Genomic DNA, 21,998 nt, shown 5'->3' on the forward strand with positions numbered 1-21,998 from the left:
AAATGCATAGGCGAAATCGCACAGCCAAAAGCCAGCGTTCAATAAGCGCTCTGCCGTTGTCATTACTCCAAATTTAGGTCTCCAAAGAAACCCAAAAAACTAGCCGCCCCGATAAACATCACAAGTCAGAGCGGCCAAAGGAGTGATAAAATCCTCCATTAGCCCTCGAACTGGCTACAGCAGTCTCCTGGGTTAGCTGCCCTTCGTTGGTTCCAAGCAACTTTGGGCGGCGACAGACTAGATTTTTTGGGCGACCAGACAACCTCCCGGTAAAGAAAAGGTGTCCTTGATTTGAGAGAATATCTGGAATTTTGGTTCTCGTCAAGTAGTTAATTCAGCACTTTTTAATTAAGATTTTCGACAAAATGACGGCTACTCCAGAAATCAAAAATCACAAAATTCTGCAAAAAAATAGAGATTTGAGCAGTCATTTTTGCTGAAATTTGCACCATTCAACTATAAACTTTAAGGCTTAAATCCATTTTTCACCCGCATGAAACTGCTTTCTTTTTTGTTGCGTTCTGCTCGTGGCATGATGGCGATCGCCATTCTCACAGGCTTTCTCAGTGGTGTGAGTAGTGCTGGTCTGATTGCGCTGATCAGTCGAGTCATTGGGGCGGCGGGAACGGTAGCTCCAATCGTTTTCTGGGCTTTTATTGGGCTGTCGGTAGTGGCGCTGGTGAGCAGTATTTTGTCTCAGATTTTGCTGGTGCGAATTGCTCAAAATGCTGTGTTTGAGTTGCGGGTGCGGCTGAGTCGGCAGATTCTCGCGTCAGAGTTGAGTCAGTTAGAACAGTTGGGCAATGCTCGAATTACAGCAGCCTTGACGGAGGATGTGAACGCGATCGCTCAAGCGGTTTCTTTGTTTCCTTATATTTGTATTGATCTGGCGACGATCGTCGGTTCGTTTGCTTATATTTACTGGCTCTCGTGGCAAGTGTTTCTAATGGTAATGGCGTTGTTTGTTGCCGCCACTGCAACCACTCAATACTTACTGAATCGAGGGTACAAACTGTTACGATTTGCCCGCGAAGATCAAGATCAATTATTCAAACATTTTCGAGCAATTACTGACGGTGTTAAAGAGTTAAAGCTACACTATCATCGTCGGCAAACATTTTTATCAAATGATTTAGAAGCCTCTTCAGCAAGTTATCGACGGCACAATATTAAAGCATTCATTTTGTTTGCGATGGCGAGTAGCTGGGGTAAATTAATTTTCTTTTTTGCGATGGGCTTCGTTTTATTTTCCCTTCCTAAAATTTTTGCTATCCCCCTACAAACGATGTCTGGCTATGTTTTAATCTTCACCTATTTGATGATGCCGCTCGAAAAGATTGTGGCGAAACTACCGACATTGGGACAAGCTGATGTATCTCTACAAAAAATTGAATCACTAGGCTTATCGCTGACGACCCACTCAGAAACAAACGTCCCGCCCGCAAACATCAATCCTGATTGGCATCGATTAGAATTTCGAGGAATCACACACGAATACTTGAGGGCAGGCGAAGATAGTAACTTTACGTTGGGCCCGATCGACCTGACTTTTTACCCTGGCGAACTTGTCTTTATCGTCGGTGGCAACGGTAGCGGGAAATCAACTTTAGCAAAATTGTTGACTGGACTTTATATTCCAGATGCAGGCGAAATCTGTTTGGATAATCAACTCATTACCTCAACCAATCGAGAATGGTATCGACAACATTTATCCGCAATTTTTGCAGATTTCTATCTCTTCGATCGCCTCTTGGGTATTGATGCTGTCGATCGCGATCTTCAAGCGCAATCTTATCTAAAACAGCTTCAACTCGATCACAAAGTTCAAATCAATAACGGCAAACTTTCTACAACAGAGCTTTCTCAAGGACAACGCAAACGTCTCGCGCTCCTCACCGCTTATTTAGAAGACCGACCCATCTATTTGTTTGATGAATGGGCATCCGATCAAGATCCCGTTTTTCGAGAAGTTTTCTACACAGAATTTTTGCCCAAACTCAAGCACCAAGGTAAAACAATTTGGGTAATTAGTCACGATGATCACTACTTTCGAGTCGCCGATCGCATCATCAAACTCGACTACGGCAAAATTGAGTACGATCGCCTGAATTCATAGTCGGGTTACGAGAGAGAGATAGGTAGGGGTGTAATTCTGACTTCACCACCCGATTTTCCCTCCATTTCTAATTTAATGAGTTGATGCTGTCAAATATGCTGATCAATAGTTTTTGGTAAAGTGTCGTGCGTACATTCATTTAGATAGACTGCACTTGTGGAGAATATTTCAGACGAAGCGATCGTGATTCGAGGTGGACGAAATCGCCCAGAAGACATTCAACGCGGGACTGGAACCCATCCTTCTGGTGTGACTGGGATTTCAGTGGAATGTGGATTAGGATTGTCAATAGCGGAGTTGGCAGCGACGATTCCTCACGGACAAGTTGGTGTCACAACCGTTGGGGCAGTTCGAGAAGCAGGCGGAGATGTTATTCGTACCTCTGGAAGAAGTCCAAATCATGCCACGCTCACGGGTCTGACCCCAGAGAAGATAAGCCGCCTCTTAACCCCGACAATTGCTAATCCGTCCCAGCAAGAGTCCTAATTGGAACATTTCTATGAGCTATCCCAAAATCTTTGCAGATTTCCATAATGCCGACGCAGAAGGGCGACTACGCCTGAACTGTATTGGAACGATTGAGGACTTAGCTCGGCACAACATTGAATTGCAGCAGGGTCAGTTGTTGACGCTCTACAGTGAAGAGTTGGAAGTTGATGGAACTGTGCAATATTCTGAAGCAGAAAAGGTATGGGCCGCAGCAATTGATTGGAATCAAATCAGACCTTTTGAAGAGTGCGTCGCTCAAGCGAGGTCGTGATTGCATTGACGTATCCTTGCCCAATTCGGACAAACAAATTTCAGCATCGGGATGATGAGCCAGCAGCAGATCGGATGCAATGATGCTGTTTTTACCGACTTCAAAGGCTCCGGTTTCGATGTCGTTGCCTTCGGCTCACGCTTTGCGTGTCCGCCACAATCTTGCCGTGATTGCCTTCTTCGACCTGGGGACGCACCTGAGTTTCATAGATCTCATCGCCACGTCGAGCAAACTCTTCTTTGCTGTAGCAGGGTTGCCGAACGGTCATTGGTTCGTCGTGTCGATTGGACGCTCTCATTTTAACTCGGACTGCAATTAGCTCACTTAGAAAACTAAGTTGAACCTTTCTTGTAAAGCGACTGTCTAAGCTTGCGAAGCGACTCAAATGGGAACTGATGAATGGTGAGAAAGCGCAAATTCTGCCTTCGTCCCTGCCACTGAGTTCGTTGACTCAACTAGATAGGACACATATTCAATGAAGAAACTACTCTTTTTGCTACCCGGTGCCATTGCTCTGATCCTGGCTGCAACGCCGATCGTAGCCGTTAATGCCCAAAATTCTGCGCCTGCGCCCACAGGTGAGCGAATGCAGAACAAAAACCGACTTAATCTGTCGGCTGACCAAAAAGCCAAGATGAAAGCGATTCGCGAAACTACTCGCACTCAAATTGATGGCGTTCTCACTGACGCGCAGCGAACCCAACTCCAGTCTGAGCAAGGGCAAGGCATGAAGCGAGGCAGAGGGCTACGATCGCTCAATCTCTCCGCCGACCAAAAAGCCAGAATCAAAACCATTATGGAAGCAGCCCGCCGCGATCGCGAAGCCATCTTAACTCCCGCCCAACTTGAGCAAATGCGCCAATTTCAGTCTCAGCGTCGCGCTAACAGACCTGCTCGCTAAATTTCTGTCATTCAAATCAGTTCGTTGAGGTATCAGCAGGGCACTCTCCGGGGTGCCTTTTTTGCGAATAAGCGGATTACTTTTAGGGAACGACTAAAGTTTCATCATTCTTATTAATTGCAGAAGGTTGGAGTTGAGCGATCGCTGCATTCTTCACAAAGATTTTCGGCAGTCATCTTGATTTGGGTTACGCAAAGAGCAATTGAGGCTGAATTACCTACATTTGGGACTTCGCCAGCGAGTTGAGCGTGATTTTTGCCCGTGGAAAGCGGCGATCGCGAATTCATTTAGCAATCTTCAAGGTTTGTTTTTTGTCCCTGATTCTATAAATTAGTGACCCTAAATTTTGCTTTGACTCTATATTTAAACCTGTCGTCTCTTCTGAACAGTTCTCTTAACCTGGGGTGATTTTCTCTCACCCTGATGCGCTCTAGATATCTTACTTATTGTTATGACGGCTTCCAATTGGCTGAAACATCATCAATAATGCTTCTACAGACCAAACGAAATTTAGACACCTGGGCTTTAAGCTCCCAGTCACCTCGCTTCACAAGAGACAGTTCACAAGAGACAGTTCACAAGAGACTAGGAGAGAAACGATCGTGAAACTCGCAGTTTACGGAAAAGGTGGAATCGGCAAATCAACGACAAGCTGCAATATCTCAGTTGCACTGGCTCGACGCGGCAAAAAAGTCCTCCAAATCGGCTGTGACCCCAAACACGACAGCACCTTCACCCTGACAGGCTTTTTGATCCCCACGATCATCGACACGCTTCAAGAAAAGGACTATCACTACGAAGATGTCTGGCCCGAAGATGTGATCTATAAGGGATACGGCGGCGTGGATTGCGTAGAAGCGGGCGGCCCTCCGGCTGGGGCTGGCTGTGGCGGCTATGTGGTTGGCGAAACGGTGAAGCTGCTCAAAGAACTCAATGCTTTCGATGAATATGATGTCATCCTGTTTGATGTGTTGGGCGATGTCGTCTGTGGTGGGTTTGCGGCTCCGTTGAACTATGCCGACTACTGCATGATCGTCACTGACAATGGCTTCGACGCATTGTTTGCCGCCAATCGGATCGCCGCCTCTGTGCGCGAAAAAGCTCGGACTCATCCCCTTCGTCTGGCTGGCTTGATCGGCAACCGCACCTCCAAGCGTGACCTGATCGACAAATACATCAGCACCGTCCCCATGCCCGTGTTGGAAGTGCTGCCCCTGATCGAAGATATTCGGGTCTCCCGTGTCAAAGGCAAAACTCTGTTTGAAATGGCCGAAACTGAGCCGTCACTCAACTACGTCTGTGACTACTATCTGAACATTGCCGATCAGATTCTCGCCAATCCTGAAGGCGTGGTGCCCAACGACTCACCCGATCGCGAACTCTTTAGCCTGCTCTCTGACTTCTACCTCAATCCCTCTCCCGCTCGCTCCGAAGAAGAAAAGCTCGATCTGATGATGGTCTAAAGAGAGTTTTGAGTTTTGAGTTTTGAGTTTTGAGTTGTTAGACAATAATTCAGGACGCAAAACTCAGACTCTACTCAGGTGATTTGTGAATATCGAGCATCTCCGTCAATCTTTGCGAGAAAAGTGGCTTGGCTACTATCAAGAAAATCGATCGTGGCTGACCCGATTGGGCGTTTGGGTGAACTGTGAAGGCCAAAGACGACCGTCTTCCAGCTTTATTCTCTCTGCCCTGTCGATTTTAGAACCTGACCTGACAACACTTCTCCCACTTGTCGTAGACCTCAACAGCAACCCCGATCGCATCGTGATCGCTCTCGGACTCAACTTTAACCCTGATGAAACCTTAGACCCGCCTGCCAAAGTAGAAGCCGCGATCGAGGATGTCAAGCTACTCCCCGCGGGAAATAAGTCCCACCCGATCGCAACGCGCATTACGACCCGACGCGACGAAGAGTGTCAAGGATCAGGACGCGATCGCAAATAGCGTGAGGATGAAATGTTTGGCTGCGTTGTTGGTCACTTCTGCCCCCTAAATCCCCCATTCTGGGGGACTTCATGCCGAGATTTCCACTTCAAAGTCTCACATTGATGAGGGATTTGGGGGGCAACCCGGATTCGCAATCGTAGTGAAAAAGTTCATCAAATTCCCAATAAACCGCGTTCAACCATTAGCCAAATCCTTACTAGAGAGAACCTTCGACCCATGACTCTTGCTGACACAAAACCTCAAGCCCTAAACTTTGAGTGCGAAACAGGGAACTATCACACCTTTTGCCCGATTAGCTGCGTCGCCTGGCTCTACCAAAAAATCGAAGACAGCTTCTTTTTGGTGATCGGGACGAAAACCTGCGGCTACTTTTTGCAAAACGCAATGGGCGTAATGATCTTCGCCGAACCGCGCTACGCCATGGCCGAACTCGAAGAAGGCGACATCTCTGCCCAACTCAATGACTACGAAGAACTCAAACGACTCTGTACGCAGATCAAGCGCGATCGCAACCCCAGCGTCATCGTCTGGATCGGAACCTGCACCACGGAGATCATCAAAATGGATCTCGAAGGGTTAGCACCCAAGTTAGAAGCAGAACTGGGGATTCCGATCGTCACCGCTCGTGCCAATGGTCTTGATTACGCTTTTACCCAGGGAGAAGATACCGTTTTGGCGGCGATGGCTCAACGCTGTCCCGAAAAAGCGCCCGCGACTGAAACTGAGAAAGAAGAGCGCAACGCCATTTCTAAACTGCTCAACTTTGGCCGCAAAAAAGAAGAGGTCGCGATTACTGAATCTGAATACGTTCAACACACTCCGCTGGTGCTGTTTGGCTCTCTGCCTGATCCCGTCGTCACTCAGCTAACCCTGGAACTTAAAAAACAAGGTATCAAAGTTTCTGGTTGGCTGCCTTCTAAGCGCTATACCGAACTTCCGGTGATTGAAGAAGGCTACTTTGTATCGGGAGTAAATCCGTTTTTGTCGCGCACCGCTACCACATTGATGCGGCGGCGCAAATGTAAATTGATTGGGTCACCGTTTCCGATCGGCCCCGATGGCACCCGCGCCTGGATTGAGAAAATCTGTTCGGTTTTGGGAATCGAGCCGCAGGGATTAGACGAAAGAGAAGCGCAAATCTGGGCCAGTGTCGAAGACTATCTCAAAATCGTGCGCGGCAAGTCGGTCTTTTTTATGGGCGACAATTTGCTAGAAGTCTCGCTGGCTCGATTTTTGATTCGCTGCGGCATGACCTGTCCTGAAATTGGCATTCCTTACATGGACAAGCGCTATCAAGCTGCCGAGTTAGAACTGTTGGAGAAAACCTGTAAAGAGATGGGCGTTCCGCTGCCAACGATCGTCGAAAAACCCGACAACTACAACCAGATCCAGCGCATCAAAGACCAGAATATCGACCTAGTGATCACAGGCATGGCCCACGCCAATCCCTTAGAGGCTCGTGGCATCAACACCAAATGGTCAGTCGAGTTCACGTTTGCTCAGATTCACGGCTTCACCAACGCCCGCGACATTTTAGAGTTGGTGACTCGTCCGCTGCGTCGCAACACGTCGCTCAAAGATCTGGGCTGGGACAAACTGGTCAAAGAAGACGCAAAAGTTTAATCAAGCTTGAGACTCTTCTTCAGGGGCGCGACAACGTGCCCTTTTTTTGCATAATCTGAGAAGTAATCGTCAATCAAACTATGTTTGCAATTTGTGTGGAGAACGATCGCTGCGAAGACCTAGAGCGACTCAAACTATATCGAGTTCTTCCAAATAACATTGCTGCTCAAAAGAATTTTGTTCGGGTCATTGATGAGTCTGGAGAAGACTATCTCTATCCTTAAAGCCTATTTATGTTTTTTGAATTCCCTAAGCCGTGGAGAAAAGTTTATAGTACAATTATTCTACAAAAATAAGGTGGAACGAGAAGCTATGACACAGGAGAATTCTGATATGGAAGGCGATATTCCAGAAGCTTGGAAGTTGGTATTGCAGCAGCAAGAGCAAAATCGTGCGGAGTTCAGAGCTAAGGATTTGAGCCACGAAGAACTAGTAGCGGCATATATGAAGCAATCCAAGAGTTTAGCTCTCCTTAAGGCAGAGATTAAAAGCAAGGATAATCAAATAAAAACGCTTGAGACAGAAATTGCAGAACTAAGAGCAAAAGGGTCTTAATTGTTCAACAAGCTTAATAGACCTGTTGCTTTTTAAGCTAAAAAAGCCATGAAACCCAGCTCAGTTAAACTTTTAGCCGATTTCTGAATCAAGGGCTGCATCCATTACAAAGTAAGCCTCTTGGCGATTTTTCCGTTAAAAAGCAACAGGTCTAATGTCTGGTGAAAGAGGTAGTTTGAAGTTTGGAGATAGGATTTAGTTAGAAATCTTCGATCTAATTTGGCTAGACAGCATCGTTGAGGAGATCGATCGCAAACACAACGTTCAGCTGCTAGAAGTCAGGGAAGTGTTTGAGAAATGTCCAAATTTTCGGTTTGTTGAGAGGGGCAATCGCCAGGATGAGGATGTCTATGCCGCCTCCGGGAGAACAAATGCTGGACGCTACCTGATTGTTTTCTTCATCTACAAACAAGATGGAGACGCTCTAATCTTATCTGCAAGGGACATGGACAATGCTGAACGAAAGCGGTATCGAAGAAAATAAAACCTCTATTTCAAATGCAAACTCTTACGAAGAAATTGGAGAGTTTTGGGATACTCATAGCCTTGACGATTACTGGGAACAGACGCAGCCTGTCGAATTTATTGTCAACTTAGGATCGAACAAAACCTATTACTCTCTAGATGCTAATTTAGCAGAACAAGTTAAAGCGATCGCCCAGCGTCAAGGCATCTCCCCAGAAAAACTTTTAGCTTCGTGGATACAGGAAAAGCTGAGAGAAACTGCTTGAAACCGCCAGAAGAGAGTTTGTCAAATAGGTTTTGAGAATCTATCCTGCTGAGATGTTGGTCACAATATTCTGACGATGAGCTAACTCATTAGCTTCAGACAGCGAATCAAGCGGGTCAGCACCTTCTAAGTTAGGGTCAGACTCCGCTTCACCGAGTTGTTCTTTGGCCGCTTCGAGTTTTTCTTTAGCAGATTCACCACCTGCATTTGGGTTTAGCGCTGTGGGATCAGGTGTTTGAAAAACAGGTTCTTTCGCGTTAGATTCAGCGTTGTTAGAAGTCATTTTTTTGATAGCTTTAACATTAACACTTTTGATCTTTCATTAGTTATCAAAGTGCTGCATCGCTCGATCGACAGACTTCTCGCTCGTTTAGTTTAAGCTTGGATTAAGCTATCTCTTCAGTCAATAATTTGCGTTTCAAAATCACCATCGACGAACCGACTACAGGGCTTCTCGCTAACACAGTTCCGTCTGAATCCGTGATCTTTAACTGACTGAAATCCAGCGATTGAGAACGATTCAGCAGTTTGTCGGCCAATTCATTTTGCTGAGAAGCACTGAGCGTATACCAATTAGGATTAACCTGCACGGTTAGGCGACTGCTGCGAAAATTGGGCTGCACCGATCGAATCAACTCACTCACGTAAGGATCAGCCACTTCCACCACGCCGTTTTGAATGGAAGCAATCAGCTTTTCTTCGGGAGTCAGCTCAGGTAAGGGGGCGACGGGTTCGGGGCTGGGTTCCGGTGTGGGTTCTTCGGCGGCGATCGCTTCAGCAGGCTCTTCGGCAACAGGAACTTCAGCAGGCTCTTCAGAAATAACAGCTTCGGGAGTCGCTTCAGGCACTGCTTCGGTGATCGGCTCTTCAGTCGGAACTTCAGGAATCGGCTCTTCAATCGGAACTTCGGCAATCGGAACTTCAGCAACAGGAACTTCGGCAACCGTGGTGGGAGCAGGAACTTCTTCAACAGGGGCGCTGAGTTCGGTGGGGAATGATGTGGGATCGGGAATCACGCGATCGGGCGCAAGCGTCTCGACTGGAGGATTTTTAGGAGGAGTCGCTTTAACCAGCGCAACTTCGGCAGGCTTTGAAGAAAACAAGCTGGATGTCACCCAAAACAGCCCGATCGCCACACTCACCACCATTCCACTTAACGCCCGATCGCCCAATTTCTGACTGACATCTCCGGGAAGACGAGTGCGAATTTGCCCCAAAAGCTTATTCCAGACGGGGAGAAAACGCTGCCAGAGCGATCGCGCCTGATTCTGAAGTTTGGGCGACACAAAGGGGAGGGAATCGTCCGGAGTCGCTTCGACTTTTGTGGCAATCGTTTCTAGAGCGCGGCTGGTTGATCGCAGCACTTTGATACTGGTCGATCGCACCCGTTGCAGGCTGGTTTGCTTTGAAGATGGGGGCTGTGTCACACTGGGTTGGGATTTGGAATCTGATGGGTTGGGGTTGTCTTGAGACATGAATGGCTCCTCTCAGGCAGCACCCAAATCACAATTTACAAGCGCTGCTTACCGAGGATCAATCTACCATTTCTTGATTCAACGTCTTTGTCAACACTACAGAATTTATTGTCATGAGCTTGAAACGCCGTCGATTTCTCATTCTGGGTGGGCTGAGTGGATTGGGGTTGACCGTTGCGGGAAAGACGCTCTTTGATCGAGCAACCGCCTCTTCTCAACGAGTGATTTCTCAACCAAAACCTGTTATCAGCGAAGTGTCACAATCTGCCAAAGATTTGGTGTTGCGATTTGTGGCAGTGGCGGATACGGGGGCAGGCGATCGCAATCAGTATGCAGTTGCCGAAGCAATGAATCGTCATTACGATCGCGCTCCCTATCCGATCGTGCTTTTGGCGGGCGACAACATCTATACCAATGGCGAATTTGAGAAGATCAAGGACGTATTTGAGCATCCCTACAGCAAGTTACTCAAGCAGGGCACCCAGTTCTACGCGGCACTGGGAAATCACGATATTCGCTACCAAAATGGCGATTTACAGGTCAAGTATCCCGGCTTTCGCATGAAGGGTCGTCGCTATACGTTTCGAGAAAAGTCGGTGCAGTTTTTTGTGTTAGAAACGAATCCGAGCGCCGATTGGAAAGGACAAGTTACCTGGCTCGATAAAGAGTTGATGCGAAGCGATGCACCCTGGAAAGTTGTGGTTGGACATCATCCCATCTATTCGTCAGGCGTTTATGGCACAGATCAAGGATTAGTCTCGCTGTTAACACCGCTATTCAAAAAACATGGCGTTCAACTTTATATCAACGGCCATGAACACAGCTACGAGCGAACCCAATCGATCGACGGCACCACCTATCTAATTACTGGAATTGGCGGGGCCCATCTGCGTCCCGTGGGTCGATCGCTCTGGACAGAATATTCAACCTCTCAGTTTGGCTTCTCGTCAGTTGCAGTGTATAAAGATCGTCTAGAAATCTCCGGCATTGGCACCGATAGTCAAATCTTTGACCAAGGAATCGTGCCCCTCAAGTCTGCTTAGAACATTAATAAGAAGTCACCAAAACTTCAGTAATTTTGCCCCGCTTTTCAGCATTGCAGTTAATGTTTCGAGTAGCCTGAATGGTGCGAATGTTGAAGTTTTGGTATAGATCTCGGACAAACGGACAGTCTGAATTAGAGAGCATCACTTTCACCCCGCGATCGCTCAACTCCACCATCACATCTCGCAGCCTGATCTGATCCGCTTCACTAAACGAATAGCGATTGTAAGCTGTAAACTTACTCGTCGGACTAATCGGATAGTAAGGCGGATCAAAATAAACAAAGTCGTCAGCAGACTTAGCAAACTCTAAAACGACATCAAAATATCCATCCTTAATTTGAGCCGACTTGAGCACCACAGCGTCCGATCGCAAGGTGACAGGATCATAAATTAAAGGCTTTTTATAACTGCCGATCGGCACATTGAAATGCCCTTTAGAATTTTCTCGATACAGGCCATTAAAACAAGTCTTATTTAAATAAATCAGTCGCGCCGCTCGGTCTAAATGATTGCCCTGATGAAACCAATCATCTGAAGTCGTCAACTGAGACCTCACCTGATAAAAGTGGTCAGGACAATGCTGATCTTGATGCGCTTCTAATAACTCAATCAACTCCTCAACCTGGTCACGCACACACCGATAGACATTTACCAACTCAATATTGATATCGACTAATAGGGATTGTTTAGGCTGAAGGTGAAAAAAGATAGCTCCACCCCCCACAAATGGCTCATGGTAATGTTGAAAACTCTCCGGAAAGTGAGGGAGATATTGTTGAATCAGTTGATTCTTTCCACCCGCCCATTTGAGGAAAGGACGAGGACAAATTGCGTCTCGAATTTCTGTGATCATTCAGATATCATAAAAGAGAATTTGTAGTTTGAAGCTGTAAATTAAAGCAATGCAAGAGTTCTGGAATACGATTTCTAAATACCCCATTTTTTTGGTTGGCATCATCGGCGGCGTGATTCTCAATGCCTTTAGGCCGCTCGTGCCTCTGTTTAAGAAGCCTGTAACGGCGATCGCGCTCATCGGGTTTTTCGTGGCAGCCTTTGCCTGTCTGAGTTTTACCCTACAAGCCATGTTGGGATTGACCTAAAGCGGTGAGGTGAGAGGCGTGAGGCGGATTTTTAACCTTGAGTCTTCTTCCTCTTTCTAGATGCTCGACTGAATCACAGTGTTAAGATCGAACATCTTGACCATACAAAAAGGGACAGATTGATATGGCGACCGATCGGCGCATGGCACGAGTTGCCGAGCAGATTAAACGCGAAGTGAGCCTGATGCTGATGAACGGCATTAAGGACGATCGCGTAGGCACAGGGATGGTTAGCGTCACAGATGTCGATGTGTCTGGCGACTTGCAACATGCCAAAATTTTTGTCAGCATCTATGGCACTGATGAAGCCAAAGCCGAAACAATGGCAGGCTTAAAATCCGCAACAGGCTTTGTCCGCAGCGAGTTGGGGCACCGAGTCCGATTGCGTCGCACCCCCGAAGTGATTTTTGTCGAAGACCGCTCGATCGAACGTGGCGATAAAGTTCTCAATCTGATCAGTCAACTGAGCGCCGATCGCAAACCCGACTCAGAAATCGAACCTGTAGAAACCGAAGCCGCAGAAACCGAGGAATAAGCCCACGAACCTTTAACTCATCAACCCGTTGCCAGAAAAGCAAGAGAGGTCGAGGATGGTGAAGGACGATCGACCTATTCCTTTCATCCCTTATCCCTCCTCCCTCCTCCCTCCTCCCTCCCATGCTCCCCTCTCTCACGCTTGCCCAAAAAGTCGCTCAAATGTTGGTGGTGCGGGCTTCTGGCTATTTATTTGACCATCAGATTCGCTATCCAGCTTGGGAGCCACCTGCGGCAACGTTGAGACATTGGCTAGAAGATTTGGGCGTGGGCGGCGTGATTTTGTTGGGTGGAAGTGCTGGAGAATTGGCTCTGCGAACTCAACAGCTTCAAGATTGGGCAACGATTCCTCTATTAGTCTGTGCCGACGTAGAAGAAGGCGTAGGGCAACGATTCTCTGGGGCGACCTGGTTTCCGCCGCCGATGGCGCTGGGTGCGATCGCTCACTCTGATCTCCCAACCGCCTGTCACTATGCTGAACAAATGGGGGCTGTCACCGCTAAAGAATCATTGGCGATCGGTCTCAATTGGCTCCTGTCTCCCACGGTTGATGTCAATAACAATCCAGATAATCCGGTGATCAACGTTCGGGCCTTTGGAGAAACGACGCAAATTGTCAGCGAGTTGGCGATCGCTTTTATTCGAGGGGCCCATTCTCACTCTATTCTGACGACCGCGAAGCACTTTCCAGGTCACGGCGATACGGCGATCGATTCTCATTTAGAGCTACCAATTTTGGGACACGATCGCCCTCGTTTAGAGAAAATCGAGTTTCCCCCGTTTCGAGCGGCGATTCAAGCTGGCGTGGATGCGGTGATGAGTGCCCATCTGAAAATTCCGGCCCTCGACGCTCAGTATCCAGCAACCCTTTCGCCCAAAGTCCTGACTCAAGAACTGCGCCAGCGAATGGGATTTGAGGGTCTGATTGTCACGGATGCGTTGGTCATGGGCGCGATCGCCAACCGCTATGGCACCGAAGAAGCTGCCGTGTTGGCCGTCGAAGCGGGGGCCGACATTCTCTTGATGCCGCTCCACCCAGAAAAAGCGATCGCGGCAGTTTGTACCGCAGTTGAGTCGGGACGCATTGCTTTAGAGAAAATTGAAGCTGCGATCGGGCGCATTTGGTGGGCTAAACAGAAAGTTTGCGCTCCTAATCTCCAATCTGATACGCCTCACGCCTGGGAGATGCAGCCTGTTCAGCCGATCGAGTTATCTTCACTCGGTCAGTCAGAGGCGCTTTGCACCGAAATTCTCAAAAAGTCCCAGAAAGTCCATCGTCCAACGCCTTCTCGCCTCGATCGTTTGCCTAATGCGGGACGAAATCTAATCTTGGTAGATGACCTGATCGACTGTGACTTTTTGACCCGAACGGCTCCCGCGATCGCCTTCCCCACAAAATTTGGATTTACGCAAGTGGAAGTGGTCGATCGACACACGCCTCACCTTCAACTGGTTAATCAAGACTCCCCAACGCTACTGCAACTGTTTATTCGCGGAAATCCCTTTCGAGGCAGTGCAGGCTTGACTCAAACGGCACGCGATTGGTTCGATTTTCTGCTGAAATCTGGACAGCTACAGGGTTTGATGATTTACGGCAGTCCTTATATGTTGGAGCAGTTCGTTTTAGCGTTGCCCTCGGATGTACCTTATGGATTTAGCTACGGACAAATGCCACTAGCGCAAGCGATCGGGCTAAAAGCTTTGTTTAAGGTCACGAATTAAATAAAATCGTTATCTCGCACATGGACAATCTGAGATTTAGCTTGAAATTTAACGTCAAAAAAAGAGACGCGAATAATTCAACGTCTCTTGACAGGAGCATTTGCACGACACAAAACAAAGAGAATTGCTGGTATTCCAGAAACTTAGTATTTCAGAAACCTAATATTCCAGGAATAACGTATTGAATGAAGCCACATCGGGAACTGCTTGTTTAGCGATCGGATAATTTACTCTAGGCGCTTGAGTTCCCAATCTCTCAGCACTTTTTTCGAGTTCTGCAACTTGACTATCTAGAAATGCCAATCGCTTTTCAATGCGCTGACGACGCTGCTCGATCGTTTCTAGCTCATATTGGAGCCGCTTTTTCTCAACCGAAAGCTTATATAAATTTAAGTACGCTGCCGCTTCAGTTTGTTGTCGGGGCATCGTGCTGATTCTAGGACGGGTTTCTGTTTGAGAAGCATAAGGACGCATATGAGTAACCTGTGAACTGGGTAGTTTGAATCTCACGCAGACGTTGCTACAAGTAATCCGCCAAACATTCCACATCGGACGGCGGGCGGGCAGACCTGAGTAAAAATCTTTGGCAGACATTTTGCAGTCTCAAACTGAGTCCAAAAGGGCGATCGGAGTGGTGAGGTGCATCCCCCGACCAGATGGCAATTCTGTCCGGAAGTGTGATGAACGCTCCAATGGCGCTTAAAATCTGAACAAGCTTGAGGGCGTTGCGTCAATCCTAGTTTGAGAATGCCCAGCTTTTTAAAGGAGTAACACTTAAAGCTTCATTCTGTCTTAACAATCGAACCCTTCGCTAGTTCCATGAATCTCAGTGATCTCGATCGCGCTACAATCCGTTCTGTAATTGAGTTTCAGCTTCAAGCCTTTCAGCGAGACGATGCCGATGCTGCGTTTGAGTTTGCCAGTCCCGGCATTCAATCGATGTTTGGCACGGCAGGAAACTTTATAGAAATGGTGAGACTGTCCTATCCGCCTGTCTATCGTCCCCGCTCGGTTTTATTTGAGCAGCTTACCCAACTTCAGGGAATGCCGGCCCAGCCTGTTTTGTTGTTGAGCGAGAGCGGCGTTCCGGTGAGAGCCTTATATCTGATGGAGCAGCAAGCCGATCGCCAATGGAAAATCAACGGTTGCTATCTCGTTCCGGTCGAAGAAAGACGAGTATGAGGTCGATCTCTTCGAGTTACCTACAAGGGGTCGGCTTTAATTGGTTGTTTAGCGCTTCTGCCCCCAACCCCTCAATTTTTGGGAAGATCAGAATTTTTTCTCTCAAATTCATTGGCGGGGAATTTACAAGGATTCTCAACCTGCAACCGAAGTGAAAAAATTCATCAAACTCACAGCAATTCAAAATCCATCCCTCATCCCTCCTCGCGAAGCGGATTACACCCAGAGGGAGAACAGATCATCGAAGTTCTCCCTCATCCACTCCTTACGAAGCAGAACAAAGTTCTCTCACTCCTCCCCACAAAAAAGGGGCAGTCTCAACCACCCCTCTCACATCATTAAGATTCGTTTGATATTGAGAATTATCTAAAACCGACCGCTGCCTGCCAAACGAAAGCCAGCAACAAGAAAAAGACAGGAATCACAGGTAAAACGTCAACCAGGGGATCAAAAATCGCGTAAGCTTCGGGCAGTTTTGCCAAGAGCAGGGCTGCTTCCATACTTGTTTGCCTCTCCAACACAGAACTCATAATTGAAACGTATTTTAACACGATCGCTTCACTCAATTGGCACTAACCACTGAGCAAATTCTTGCTTAAAGGTGCCTTTCAAGATCGCGGCTCGAATTCTCTGCGTAAAGCGTACCAGTTCCGTGATGTTATGAATCGAGAGTAAGGTGTAGGCCAAAAGCTCTTGCGATCGCAGCAGATGGCTCAGATAAGCGCGAGAAAAATTTTGACAGGTATAACAGGGGCAAGACTCATCGAGCGAAGTGAAATCTTCTCTAAATCGGGCATTTTTGAGATTCCAGCGATCGCCCCTTACCAAAGCCGATCCATGTCGCGCCAGACGAGTCGGAATCACGCAGTCAAACAGATCCATGCCAGCAGCGATCGCTCTGACCATTTCTCGATACGTGCCCACGCCCATCAGATAACGCGGCTTATTTTCGGGTAAAAGGGGCGTAGTGGCTTGTACGACCTGATCAATCACTTCGGGCGCTTCTCCGACGCTGACCCCGCCGATCGCATATCCCGGCAAATCCAGATCCGCCAACATCCGAACGGCTTCTGCTCTGAGATCCAAATATTCGCCACCCTGGACAATGCCAAAAAGGGCTTGATCTGATCGTCCATGTGCTTGAATGCAGCGTTTTAGCCATTCATACGTGCGATCGGTAGATTTCTCGACAGCATCGCGACCCACTCCAGGCGGCGGACATTCATCAAACGCCATGATCACATCCGCACCCAGCGCATTTTGAATCTGAATCGATCGCTCTGGCGTTAAGTGAATCATCTGCCCATCTCGCGGCGATCGAAACGTCACTCCCTCATCGGAAATCGATCGCATTTCGCTCAAGCTAAAAACCTGAAACCCGCCCGAATCCGTCAGCATCGGCTGTGACCAATTCATAAATCGATGCACGCCACCTGCCCGTTCTACAATGTCTTCTCCCGGTTGCAGATGCAGATGATAGGTATTTGCCAGCACCATCTGCGCCCCCGTTTCGTTTAGCTGTGCAGGCGTGACAGTTTTGACGTTTGCCAGAGTGCCCACGGGCATAAAGCGCGGCGTTTCGACAATCCCATGAGGGGTAGAAAAGATTCCCGATCGCGCATGAGTATCACAACACTGAGCCTGGCGCTGAAAAGAAAAATTACTCAAAGTCAATTTGGCAGTCAATTTGGGACAATTCGACAAGATCCCATTCTAGTCGTTCCTCAACTGATGACTCACGAAGGTTACTGGGAAGCTTTCCACTCATCCCTCATCCCTCAAAAAGACTCTTCATCGTCGAGATGTACATCCCAACTCGCCGAGAGAACTTCGGCCACCATCGCCTCTAGTGCGGCTGCGTTCAACGTTCTGCCTGACTGGTCTTGGAGCGGATTGGAAAGGGGAATCAATCGAAGCTGACGAGTCTCTTGAATCAAATCAAAAAACGCCTCATGCTCCTCAGACTGGCTTAATTCTAGATAATCAAAGCTGTGGACGTTGAGATAAAGCGCATGGTTGGCAATCAGCGTCGCTCTACAAGGGTCAGCAAAAACCTCTAAAATGCAGCCTTCACCCTCACTCGTGGGTTTGCCATCTTGAGAGTGAATGTAGCGAACCCGATTGAGGTCAGCCAGCAGACGATGCATGTCGCGCTTATCGACGATCGTGCCTGTATCGATGATGCAAGGTGCTGGCAAACCAGCGTTTCGGGAGGGTTGTTCGTGACTCATAGCAAGAAAAGCCTTCTGTTTCGCAGACCCTGGTGATAACTTTCTACCGTCATTATGGCTGGAAAATCAGATCTCCAGCTTTAAACAGAATATGAAGAGTTCAAATTCTATAAAAGGGGGGATGTGGAAAAATGTGGACAGCTTGCAGCAGATTTCTTCAACAAACGGCCGCTGGAATTGCCTTCTACACTTGTTTACCTGTACCAATTTCTTGGACACTCGAATTTGACGGTATCGCCAGAATTGCACCCTTGATTGGTCTCCTAATCGGCGCACTGCTGGGACTTTTGGACTGGGGACTGAGTTGGGTTGGGATGCCATTGTTAACTCGAAGCGCGATCGTCGTCGCAAGCTGGATCGCCCTCACGGGAGGGTTCCATCTAGATGGGGCAATGGATACCGCAGATGGGCTGGCTGTGACGAATCCAGAACGTCGGCTCGAAGTGATGGTAGACAGTGCGACGGGAGCGTTTGGGGCAATGGCGGCCTGTGTGCTGGTGGTGCTAAAAACGGTTGCGTTGAGCGATCTAGGGGGTGACTTGGGCTATCGCACTTTTATTTTAATGGGTGTGGCAGGGTGGGGACGTTGGGGGCAGTTGGTCGCGATCGCTCGATTCCCCTATCTCAAACCTACCGGAAAAGGTGCCTTTCATAAAGCCTCGATTCGATCAATTTGGGCGGCCGTTCCGACGCTCGTCATCCTGTTGGGATTGAGTGGGATAGAACTCTTTTTGCATCCTGATCGCCTTCTGCTGTCTGTAGGAATGGCGCTGGGTGGAGGAACGATCGCGCTGTTAACAGGAGCTTGGTTTAACCACAAACTAGGGGGACAAACGGGGGATACTTATGGGGCGATCGTCGAGTGGACGGAGGCATTTCTACTCAGTTTGCTGACGGTGTTCTAGCGGTTTGTCTGCGATCATAGAAGTCGAGATAGCAGTGCCGCAGACTTTGCAATACTGAGCATCTGAATCGTGAAAGGATAGCCCGCAGTTTGAGCAAGTGATCTCCGTTTGGGCGGCTGTTTTGACCAGGCGTTTCACCAGATCACCCAACTGCCACGGGATCAAGACAATTCCAGTTACCATCATCAAAACTGTTAAAAAGCGCCCGATTTGAGAAGTAGGGGTGATGTCTCCCAGTCCGGCAGTCGTAATCGTAGAAACTGAAAAATAAACTGCATCCAAAAAAGTGCTGAATTTGAGATTGACAGAATGTTCGACCTGATAAATTAAGCCTGAATAGACAAATACGATCGAGAACAACGTAAACAAAATTCTCGTAAAAATGGCACTATCTTCGCTGCTGACGTAGCCAAAAATAGTCCTGCCACCAATAAAGCGAATCAGCCTGAGAATCCGAAACCACCTGAAGATTCTTAGAAAGCCAACGTTTGCAGCCCCCAGGAGAAAAGGCAGGATTGCAACCAGGTCAATGATTGAATATAAGCTGAAAAAATATTTAATTTTGTTTTGAGCTACCCAAAAGCGCAGCAGATATTCCACCACAAAGATGAGCAGGATTCCAGCTTCTAGACTGTTTAATTGTTCTCTTAGATTAGGAGAAATTTGATAAGTATCTACTACAAAGATTGCAGAGGACGTGAGAACCAGTCCAGTGATAAAAAGATTAATGCCTCGACCGATCGGGGTTTCAATATCTTCTAAATAAAAGGCAATTTTTTCGGGTATTGACATAAAGAATGAACAATAAATTGCTCAAGATTTTGAACAGCAAAGGTTAAATTAATCCAGATTTCGCCCCACGATCGCTTGATCCCCCCGATGCTTCGCGTAACAATGGATGTAAAGTTTCGTATCTGCTTTTAACCATGACGCTGAAGCCAATCAACAGAGGCGCACCGCTCAAAGCCGCTTCCTATCAAAAGAGCGAGAATTCTGACCCCTATGATTATGACCTGGCGATCGTGGGGGGCGGTGTGGTTGGCGCTACGTTAGCCTGTGCGCTGAGAAACTCTGGCTTGAGTGTGGTTTTGATTGAGGCTGAGGCGCGATCGCTGGCTACCGCTAGAGGGCAGGCCTACAACATTTCGCCGCTTTCCAGTCGCATTTTAGACGGCATCGGCGTTTGGGATCAGATTCGTTCTCAGCTCGGCACCTATCACAAAATTCGTTTATCTGATGCAGATCATCCCAATGTGGTGCAGTTTGTGCCACAAGACTTGGGCGCTGAAACCCTTGGATATGTTGCAGAACACCGCGTTTTACTGACAGCCTTACAAAAAGCTCTGCACCAGAGTCACATCACCTGGTTGTGTCCTGCAAAAGTTCTCAAAACTGACTTTCAGCCCAATGGCGCGAGGCTAGAAGTTTTGGTCGAGGGCGAAGTTCGGCAGATTTGGACTCGATTAGTGGTGGGAGCCGATGGGGCCCGGTCGCCCCTCCGCCAACAAGCTGGAATTCGTACCCACGGATGGCAATATTGGCAGTCTTGTGTCGTCGCCACGATCAAACCAGAAAAACCTCACAACAACATTGCCTATGAGCGGTTTTGGTCAAGCGGGCCGTTCGCGATTTTGCCGTTGCCCAATAATCTATGCCGAATTGTTTGGACGGCTCCTCGACTTGAAGCAGAAGCGATCGCTCAACTCGACGATTCTCAATTTATCGAGCAACTCACTCGCCGCTTTGGAGATCAGATGGGCAAATTGTCTATCCAGGGAGAGCGCTACGTGTTTCCGGTGCAGCTAATGCACAGCAGTCATTATGTGTTGTCTGGGTTGGCGTTGATTGGAGATGCGGCCCATTGTTGTCATCCCGTTGGCGGACAGGGGATCAACATGGGAATTCGCGATGCGGCGGCTCTAGCGCAAATTCTGCAAATCGCTCACCAACAGGGAGAAGATATCGCCAGTCTCAAAGTTTTGAAGTGCTACGAACGCTGGCGTAAGTGGGAGAATTTGGTGATTTTGGGCTTTACTGATCTACTCGATCGCGTCTTCTCAAATAATATTTTGCCGATCGTACTGGTTCGTCGTCTCGGTCTAATGGCGCTACAGCATATTTTTCCGCTCAAAGCCTTTGCCCTGAGATTGATGACGGGCCTTACTGGAAAAACCCCACAACTGGCACAAGTCCAAAAACTGGTGGTGGATTAAAAGTCACAGATAAAGACGGATTAAATCAAATTTGAAATTAGCGCGATCGCTGACCCTTTCGTTAACAAAACGCAAAACAAATCTAAAGCAAATCGATAGTCTTCTACTGTTTCATCAAAGTGGAAAAATGAAACCGAAATAAATCTGTAGATTGATCTCCAAATCACTATTCTTTAGCGGATAGTTTCAGTCTATTTTCCCTTCGTCCAGTTGCTTCTAAAGTTTTTTCAAAAATGACGAAATGCTTGACTCGAAAATGTTTTCTTGATGACAAAATGACTTGAAATGCCTGCTGCATAAAGTTCCTATAGACAATCAATGACTTTTTTATCTTAGTAATTGATGGAAACGATCACAGGTTATCTCCTTAAAGAGTCAAATAATATAAGTAACTAAAATACAAACCCTAAGAAATATGGAAGCAAAGAATGAGCAGCCAGATCTTACAAATGCAAGGTGAGAGAGCTGTTGATGAATTTAGCATCCAAAAAATGCAGTTTTTACAACCGCTATATTAGCGAGTGACTTGGTATTTTACGCCATGAAATTCGCGTCGAGTTATATTCTGCTTTTAGTTGATCAGACCGAAGATTTTCACGGGCTAGAGTCGCTCTTAGGACGGTTGAGATGCCCAGTTGAAATTGTTAGCTCACCTGATCGAGCGGTCGATCGCGTCCGCCAAAACCCGCCTTGCCTGGTGATTGTTCAAGGAAACCACAGCAATTGGTCGCAGAGCTTTGTTCGTCAATTGAGAACGATCGCCGACGCGGACAACATTATGCTGGTTGCTCTGAGTGATTCCCACGCTCCAAGCTGGCTCCATCAAGAAGAAAATCCAGGGTTTGACGGCTTCCTGGTGAAACCGCTCAGCTTTGACGTGTTATTTTCTCTGATTCAGTCAGCTTCTGCTCGTCAACTGTGTCGATCGATTGTTTGAACTAGACTTGGAGACTGA

General features: G+C 47.6%; 28 protein-coding genes. 19 read left to right on the forward strand and 9 right to left on the reverse strand.

From position 1 onward, the window contains the following. Positions 1 to 493 precede the first annotated feature (493 nt). The 3 genes from ACJ2PR_RS19570 (at position 494) to ACJ2PR_RS19580 (ending at position 2,876) form a co-directional block, all read left to right on the forward strand. Complete coding sequence (locus tag ACJ2PR_RS19570; protein WP_446878219.1) at positions 494 to 2,116, forward strand: cyclic peptide export ABC transporter; 1,623 nt, start codon at positions 494 to 496, stop codon at positions 2,114 to 2,116. A gap of 156 nt (positions 2,117 to 2,272) precedes the next feature. Continuing rightward, positions 2,273 to 2,602, forward strand: a complete 330-nt coding sequence (locus ACJ2PR_RS19575; protein WP_446878220.1) for a hypothetical protein — start codon at positions 2,273 to 2,275, stop codon at positions 2,600 to 2,602. A 13-nt stretch (positions 2,603 to 2,615) separates the two neighbouring features. Then, on the forward strand, positions 2,616 to 2,876 hold the full coding sequence (locus tag ACJ2PR_RS19580) for a hypothetical protein (protein ID WP_446878221.1): 261 nt from the start codon (positions 2,616 to 2,618) through the stop codon (positions 2,874 to 2,876). A gap of 100 nt (positions 2,877 to 2,976) precedes the next feature. Here the strand turns inward: ACJ2PR_RS19580 and ACJ2PR_RS19585 are convergent, their stop codons facing one another. Then, positions 2,977 to 3,174 (reverse strand): hypothetical protein, encoded by a 198-nt coding sequence (locus ACJ2PR_RS19585; protein WP_446878222.1) that lies wholly within the window; start codon positions 3,172 to 3,174, stop codon positions 2,977 to 2,979. A gap of 177 nt (positions 3,175 to 3,351) precedes the next feature. On the opposite strand from ACJ2PR_RS19585, the gene ACJ2PR_RS19590 reads away from it, so the two are divergent. The 8 genes from ACJ2PR_RS19590 (at position 3,352) to ACJ2PR_RS19625 (ending at position 8,636) form a co-directional block, all read left to right on the forward strand. Further along, on the forward strand, positions 3,352 to 3,777 hold the full coding sequence (locus ACJ2PR_RS19590; RefSeq protein ID WP_446878223.1) for a hypothetical protein: 426 nt from the start codon (positions 3,352 to 3,354) through the stop codon (positions 3,775 to 3,777). Between the two features lie 602 nt (positions 3,778 to 4,379). After that, positions 4,380 to 5,240 carry a ferredoxin:protochlorophyllide reductase (ATP-dependent) iron-sulfur ATP-binding protein gene (gene bchL / locus ACJ2PR_RS19595; RefSeq protein WP_446878224.1) on the forward strand — a complete coding sequence of 287 codons (861 nt, stop codon included), beginning with the start codon at positions 4,380 to 4,382 and terminating at the stop codon, positions 5,238 to 5,240. 85 nt (positions 5,241 to 5,325) lie between these two features. Further along, positions 5,326 to 5,724 carry a DUF5331 domain-containing protein gene (locus tag ACJ2PR_RS19600; RefSeq protein ID WP_446878225.1) on the forward strand — a complete coding sequence of 133 codons (399 nt, stop codon included), beginning with the start codon at positions 5,326 to 5,328 and terminating at the stop codon, positions 5,722 to 5,724. Positions 5,725 to 5,943: 219 nt separating this feature from the next. Further along, positions 5,944 to 7,350, forward strand: coding sequence for a ferredoxin:protochlorophyllide reductase (ATP-dependent) subunit N (locus ACJ2PR_RS19605; protein WP_446878226.1), 1,407 nt, complete (start codon positions 5,944 to 5,946; stop codon positions 7,348 to 7,350). An 80-nt stretch (positions 7,351 to 7,430) separates the two neighbouring features. Then, positions 7,431 to 7,574, forward strand: coding sequence for a hypothetical protein (locus ACJ2PR_RS19610; protein WP_446878227.1), 144 nt, complete (start codon positions 7,431 to 7,433; stop codon positions 7,572 to 7,574). An 88-nt stretch (positions 7,575 to 7,662) separates the two neighbouring features. Next, positions 7,663 to 7,905 carry a hypothetical protein gene (locus ACJ2PR_RS19615; protein WP_446878228.1) on the forward strand — a complete coding sequence of 81 codons (243 nt, stop codon included), beginning with the start codon at positions 7,663 to 7,665 and terminating at the stop codon, positions 7,903 to 7,905. A 286-nt stretch (positions 7,906 to 8,191) separates the two neighbouring features. Beyond that, positions 8,192 to 8,389, forward strand: coding sequence for a hypothetical protein (locus tag ACJ2PR_RS19620; protein WP_446878229.1), 198 nt, complete (start codon positions 8,192 to 8,194; stop codon positions 8,387 to 8,389). Next, a complete protein-coding gene (locus ACJ2PR_RS19625) occupies positions 8,358 to 8,636 on the forward strand; it encodes a CopG family antitoxin (protein WP_446878230.1) in 279 nt (92 codons plus the stop codon). Before ACJ2PR_RS19620 ends, ACJ2PR_RS19625 begins: the two co-directional genes overlap by 32 nt. A 39-nt stretch (positions 8,637 to 8,675) precedes the next feature. Here ACJ2PR_RS19625 and ACJ2PR_RS19630 read toward each other — a convergent pair whose 3' ends face one another. Both ACJ2PR_RS19630 and ACJ2PR_RS19635 read right to left on the reverse strand, forming a co-directional pair. After that, positions 8,676 to 8,918, reverse strand: a complete 243-nt coding sequence (locus tag ACJ2PR_RS19630) for a hypothetical protein (protein WP_446878231.1) — start codon at positions 8,916 to 8,918, stop codon at positions 8,676 to 8,678. Between the two features lie 103 nt (positions 8,919 to 9,021). Beyond that, positions 9,022 to 10,110 (reverse strand): hypothetical protein, encoded by a 1,089-nt coding sequence (locus ACJ2PR_RS19635; protein ID WP_446878232.1) that lies wholly within the window; start codon positions 10,108 to 10,110, stop codon positions 9,022 to 9,024. A gap of 113 nt (positions 10,111 to 10,223) precedes the next feature. Here ACJ2PR_RS19635 and ACJ2PR_RS19640 point away from each other — a divergent pair, with 113 nt between their 5' ends. Then, entirely contained in the window at positions 10,224 to 11,153 is a 930-nt protein-coding gene (locus tag ACJ2PR_RS19640) for a metallophosphoesterase family protein (RefSeq protein WP_446878233.1), read from the forward strand. A 4-nt stretch (positions 11,154 to 11,157) separates the two neighbouring features. On the opposite strand, the gene ACJ2PR_RS19645 is transcribed toward ACJ2PR_RS19640, so the two are convergent. Next, positions 11,158 to 12,009 (reverse strand): DNA adenine methylase, encoded by an 852-nt coding sequence (locus ACJ2PR_RS19645; protein ID WP_446861539.1) that lies wholly within the window; start codon positions 12,007 to 12,009, stop codon positions 11,158 to 11,160. A 49-nt stretch (positions 12,010 to 12,058) separates the two neighbouring features. On the opposite strand from ACJ2PR_RS19645, the gene ACJ2PR_RS19650 reads away from it, so the two are divergent. From ACJ2PR_RS19650 to ACJ2PR_RS19660, 3 genes are all read left to right on the forward strand, one after another. After that, a complete protein-coding gene (locus tag ACJ2PR_RS19650; protein WP_446861540.1) occupies positions 12,059 to 12,256 on the forward strand; it encodes a DUF751 domain-containing protein in 198 nt (65 codons plus the stop codon). A 124-nt stretch (positions 12,257 to 12,380) separates the two neighbouring features. Continuing rightward, a complete protein-coding gene (gene rbfA, locus ACJ2PR_RS19655) occupies positions 12,381 to 12,791 on the forward strand; it encodes a 30S ribosome-binding factor RbfA (RefSeq protein ID WP_446878234.1) in 411 nt (136 codons plus the stop codon). Between the two features lie 122 nt (positions 12,792 to 12,913). Further along, positions 12,914 to 14,512, forward strand: coding sequence for a glycoside hydrolase family 3 protein (locus ACJ2PR_RS19660; protein WP_446878235.1), 1,599 nt, complete (start codon positions 12,914 to 12,916; stop codon positions 14,510 to 14,512). A 159-nt stretch (positions 14,513 to 14,671) separates the two neighbouring features. Here the strand turns inward: ACJ2PR_RS19660 and ACJ2PR_RS19665 are convergent, their stop codons facing one another. After that, positions 14,672 to 15,106, reverse strand: a complete 435-nt coding sequence (locus tag ACJ2PR_RS19665; protein ID WP_446878236.1) for a hypothetical protein — start codon at positions 15,104 to 15,106, stop codon at positions 14,672 to 14,674. Positions 15,107 to 15,331: 225 nt separating this feature from the next. On the opposite strand from ACJ2PR_RS19665, the gene ACJ2PR_RS19670 reads away from it, so the two are divergent. After that, on the forward strand, positions 15,332 to 15,694 hold the full coding sequence (locus tag ACJ2PR_RS19670) for a DUF4864 domain-containing protein (protein WP_446861545.1): 363 nt from the start codon (positions 15,332 to 15,334) through the stop codon (positions 15,692 to 15,694). A 362-nt stretch (positions 15,695 to 16,056) separates the two neighbouring features. On the opposite strand, the gene ACJ2PR_RS19675 is transcribed toward ACJ2PR_RS19670, so the two are convergent. The 3 genes from ACJ2PR_RS19675 to ACJ2PR_RS19685 all read right to left on the reverse strand — a co-directional run bounded on the left by ACJ2PR_RS19675 (position 16,057) and on the right by ACJ2PR_RS19685 (position 17,925). Then, entirely contained in the window at positions 16,057 to 16,194 is a 138-nt protein-coding gene (locus ACJ2PR_RS19675; protein ID WP_036531950.1) for a photosystem II reaction center protein K, read from the reverse strand. Between the two features lie 58 nt (positions 16,195 to 16,252). Beyond that, positions 16,253 to 17,362, reverse strand: a complete 1,110-nt coding sequence (tgt, locus tag ACJ2PR_RS19680; protein ID WP_446878237.1) for a tRNA guanosine(34) transglycosylase Tgt — start codon at positions 17,360 to 17,362, stop codon at positions 16,253 to 16,255. Between the two features lie 110 nt (positions 17,363 to 17,472). Next, positions 17,473 to 17,925: a hypothetical protein gene (locus tag ACJ2PR_RS19685; protein ID WP_446878238.1), complete on the reverse strand. Its 453-nt coding sequence runs from the start codon at positions 17,923 to 17,925 to the stop codon at positions 17,473 to 17,475. Between the two features lie 131 nt (positions 17,926 to 18,056). Here ACJ2PR_RS19685 and cobS point away from each other — a divergent pair, with 131 nt between their 5' ends. Continuing rightward, entirely contained in the window at positions 18,057 to 18,830 is a 774-nt protein-coding gene (gene cobS, locus ACJ2PR_RS19690) for an adenosylcobinamide-GDP ribazoletransferase (protein ID WP_446878239.1), read from the forward strand. Here cobS and ACJ2PR_RS19695 read toward each other — a convergent pair. Then, positions 18,804 to 19,622: an ion transporter gene (locus tag ACJ2PR_RS19695; protein WP_446861554.1), complete on the reverse strand. Its 819-nt coding sequence runs from the start codon at positions 19,620 to 19,622 to the stop codon at positions 18,804 to 18,806. The two genes, cobS and ACJ2PR_RS19695, sit on opposite strands and share 27 nt — an antisense overlap. Before the next feature lie 134 nt (positions 19,623 to 19,756). Here ACJ2PR_RS19695 and ACJ2PR_RS19700 point away from each other — a divergent pair, with 134 nt between their 5' ends. Then, positions 19,757 to 21,043, forward strand: coding sequence for an FAD-dependent hydroxylase (locus tag ACJ2PR_RS19700; protein ID WP_446878240.1), 1,287 nt, complete (start codon positions 19,757 to 19,759; stop codon positions 21,041 to 21,043). 541 nt (positions 21,044 to 21,584) lie between these two features. Continuing rightward, on the forward strand, positions 21,585 to 21,980 hold the full coding sequence (locus ACJ2PR_RS19705) for a response regulator (protein WP_446861556.1): 396 nt from the start codon (positions 21,585 to 21,587) through the stop codon (positions 21,978 to 21,980). Positions 21,981 to 21,998: the final 18 nt, after the last annotated feature.

It is taken from the genome of Phormidesmis sp. 146-33 (assembly GCF_052939515.1).

What these genes read in the sequence shown, in the direction of transcription:
- ACJ2PR_RS19700 (WP_446878240.1), top strand. Translation starts at nt 19,757, where the DNA reads ATGACGCTGAAGCCAATCAACAGAGGCGCACCGCTCAAAGCCGCTTCC.
- rbfA (WP_446878234.1), top strand. Translation starts at nt 12,381, where the DNA reads ATGGCGACCGATCGGCGCATGGCACGAGTTGCCGAGCAGATTAAACGC.
- ACJ2PR_RS19660 (WP_446878235.1), top strand. Translation starts at nt 12,914, where the DNA reads ATGCTCCCCTCTCTCACGCTTGCCCAAAAAGTCGCTCAAATGTTGGTG.
- ACJ2PR_RS19615 (WP_446878228.1), top strand. Translation starts at nt 7,663, where the DNA reads ATGACACAGGAGAATTCTGATATGGAAGGCGATATTCCAGAAGCTTGG.
- ACJ2PR_RS19610 (WP_446878227.1), top strand. Translation starts at nt 7,431, where the DNA reads ATGTTTGCAATTTGTGTGGAGAACGATCGCTGCGAAGACCTAGAGCGA.
- ACJ2PR_RS19685 (WP_446878238.1), bottom strand. Translation starts at nt 17,925, where the DNA reads ATGAGTCACGAACAACCCTCCCGAAACGCTGGTTTGCCAGCACCTTGC.
- ACJ2PR_RS19625 (WP_446878230.1), top strand. Translation starts at nt 8,358, where the DNA reads ATGCTGAACGAAAGCGGTATCGAAGAAAATAAAACCTCTATTTCAAAT.
- ACJ2PR_RS19695 (WP_446861554.1), bottom strand. Translation starts at nt 19,622, where the DNA reads ATGTCAATACCCGAAAAAATTGCCTTTTATTTAGAAGATATTGAAACC.
- ACJ2PR_RS19635 (WP_446878232.1), bottom strand. Translation starts at nt 10,110, where the DNA reads ATGTCTCAAGACAACCCCAACCCATCAGATTCCAAATCCCAACCCAGT.
- ACJ2PR_RS19670 (WP_446861545.1), top strand. Translation starts at nt 15,332, where the DNA reads ATGAATCTCAGTGATCTCGATCGCGCTACAATCCGTTCTGTAATTGAG.
- ACJ2PR_RS19675 (WP_036531950.1), bottom strand. Translation starts at nt 16,194, where the DNA reads ATGGAAGCAGCCCTGCTCTTGGCAAAACTGCCCGAAGCTTACGCGATT.
- ACJ2PR_RS19630 (WP_446878231.1), bottom strand. Translation starts at nt 8,918, where the DNA reads ATGACTTCTAACAACGCTGAATCTAACGCGAAAGAACCTGTTTTTCAA.
- ACJ2PR_RS19645 (WP_446861539.1), bottom strand. Translation starts at nt 12,009, where the DNA reads ATGATCACAGAAATTCGAGACGCAATTTGTCCTCGTCCTTTCCTCAAA.
- ACJ2PR_RS19640 (WP_446878233.1), top strand. Translation starts at nt 10,224, where the DNA reads ATGAGCTTGAAACGCCGTCGATTTCTCATTCTGGGTGGGCTGAGTGGA.
- ACJ2PR_RS19590 (WP_446878223.1), top strand. Translation starts at nt 3,352, where the DNA reads ATGAAGAAACTACTCTTTTTGCTACCCGGTGCCATTGCTCTGATCCTG.
- ACJ2PR_RS19650 (WP_446861540.1), top strand. Translation starts at nt 12,059, where the DNA reads ATGCAAGAGTTCTGGAATACGATTTCTAAATACCCCATTTTTTTGGTT.
- ACJ2PR_RS19705 (WP_446861556.1), top strand. Translation starts at nt 21,585, where the DNA reads ATGAAATTCGCGTCGAGTTATATTCTGCTTTTAGTTGATCAGACCGAA.
- ACJ2PR_RS19580 (WP_446878221.1), top strand. Translation starts at nt 2,616, where the DNA reads ATGAGCTATCCCAAAATCTTTGCAGATTTCCATAATGCCGACGCAGAA.
- ACJ2PR_RS19585 (WP_446878222.1), bottom strand. Translation starts at nt 3,174, where the DNA reads ATGAGAGCGTCCAATCGACACGACGAACCAATGACCGTTCGGCAACCC.
- ACJ2PR_RS19605 (WP_446878226.1), top strand. Translation starts at nt 5,944, where the DNA reads ATGACTCTTGCTGACACAAAACCTCAAGCCCTAAACTTTGAGTGCGAA.
- ACJ2PR_RS19665 (WP_446878236.1), bottom strand. Translation starts at nt 15,106, where the DNA reads ATGTCTGCCAAAGATTTTTACTCAGGTCTGCCCGCCCGCCGTCCGATG.
- cobS (WP_446878239.1), top strand. Translation starts at nt 18,057, where the DNA reads ATGTGGACAGCTTGCAGCAGATTTCTTCAACAAACGGCCGCTGGAATT.
- ACJ2PR_RS19570 (WP_446878219.1), top strand. Translation starts at nt 494, where the DNA reads ATGAAACTGCTTTCTTTTTTGTTGCGTTCTGCTCGTGGCATGATGGCG.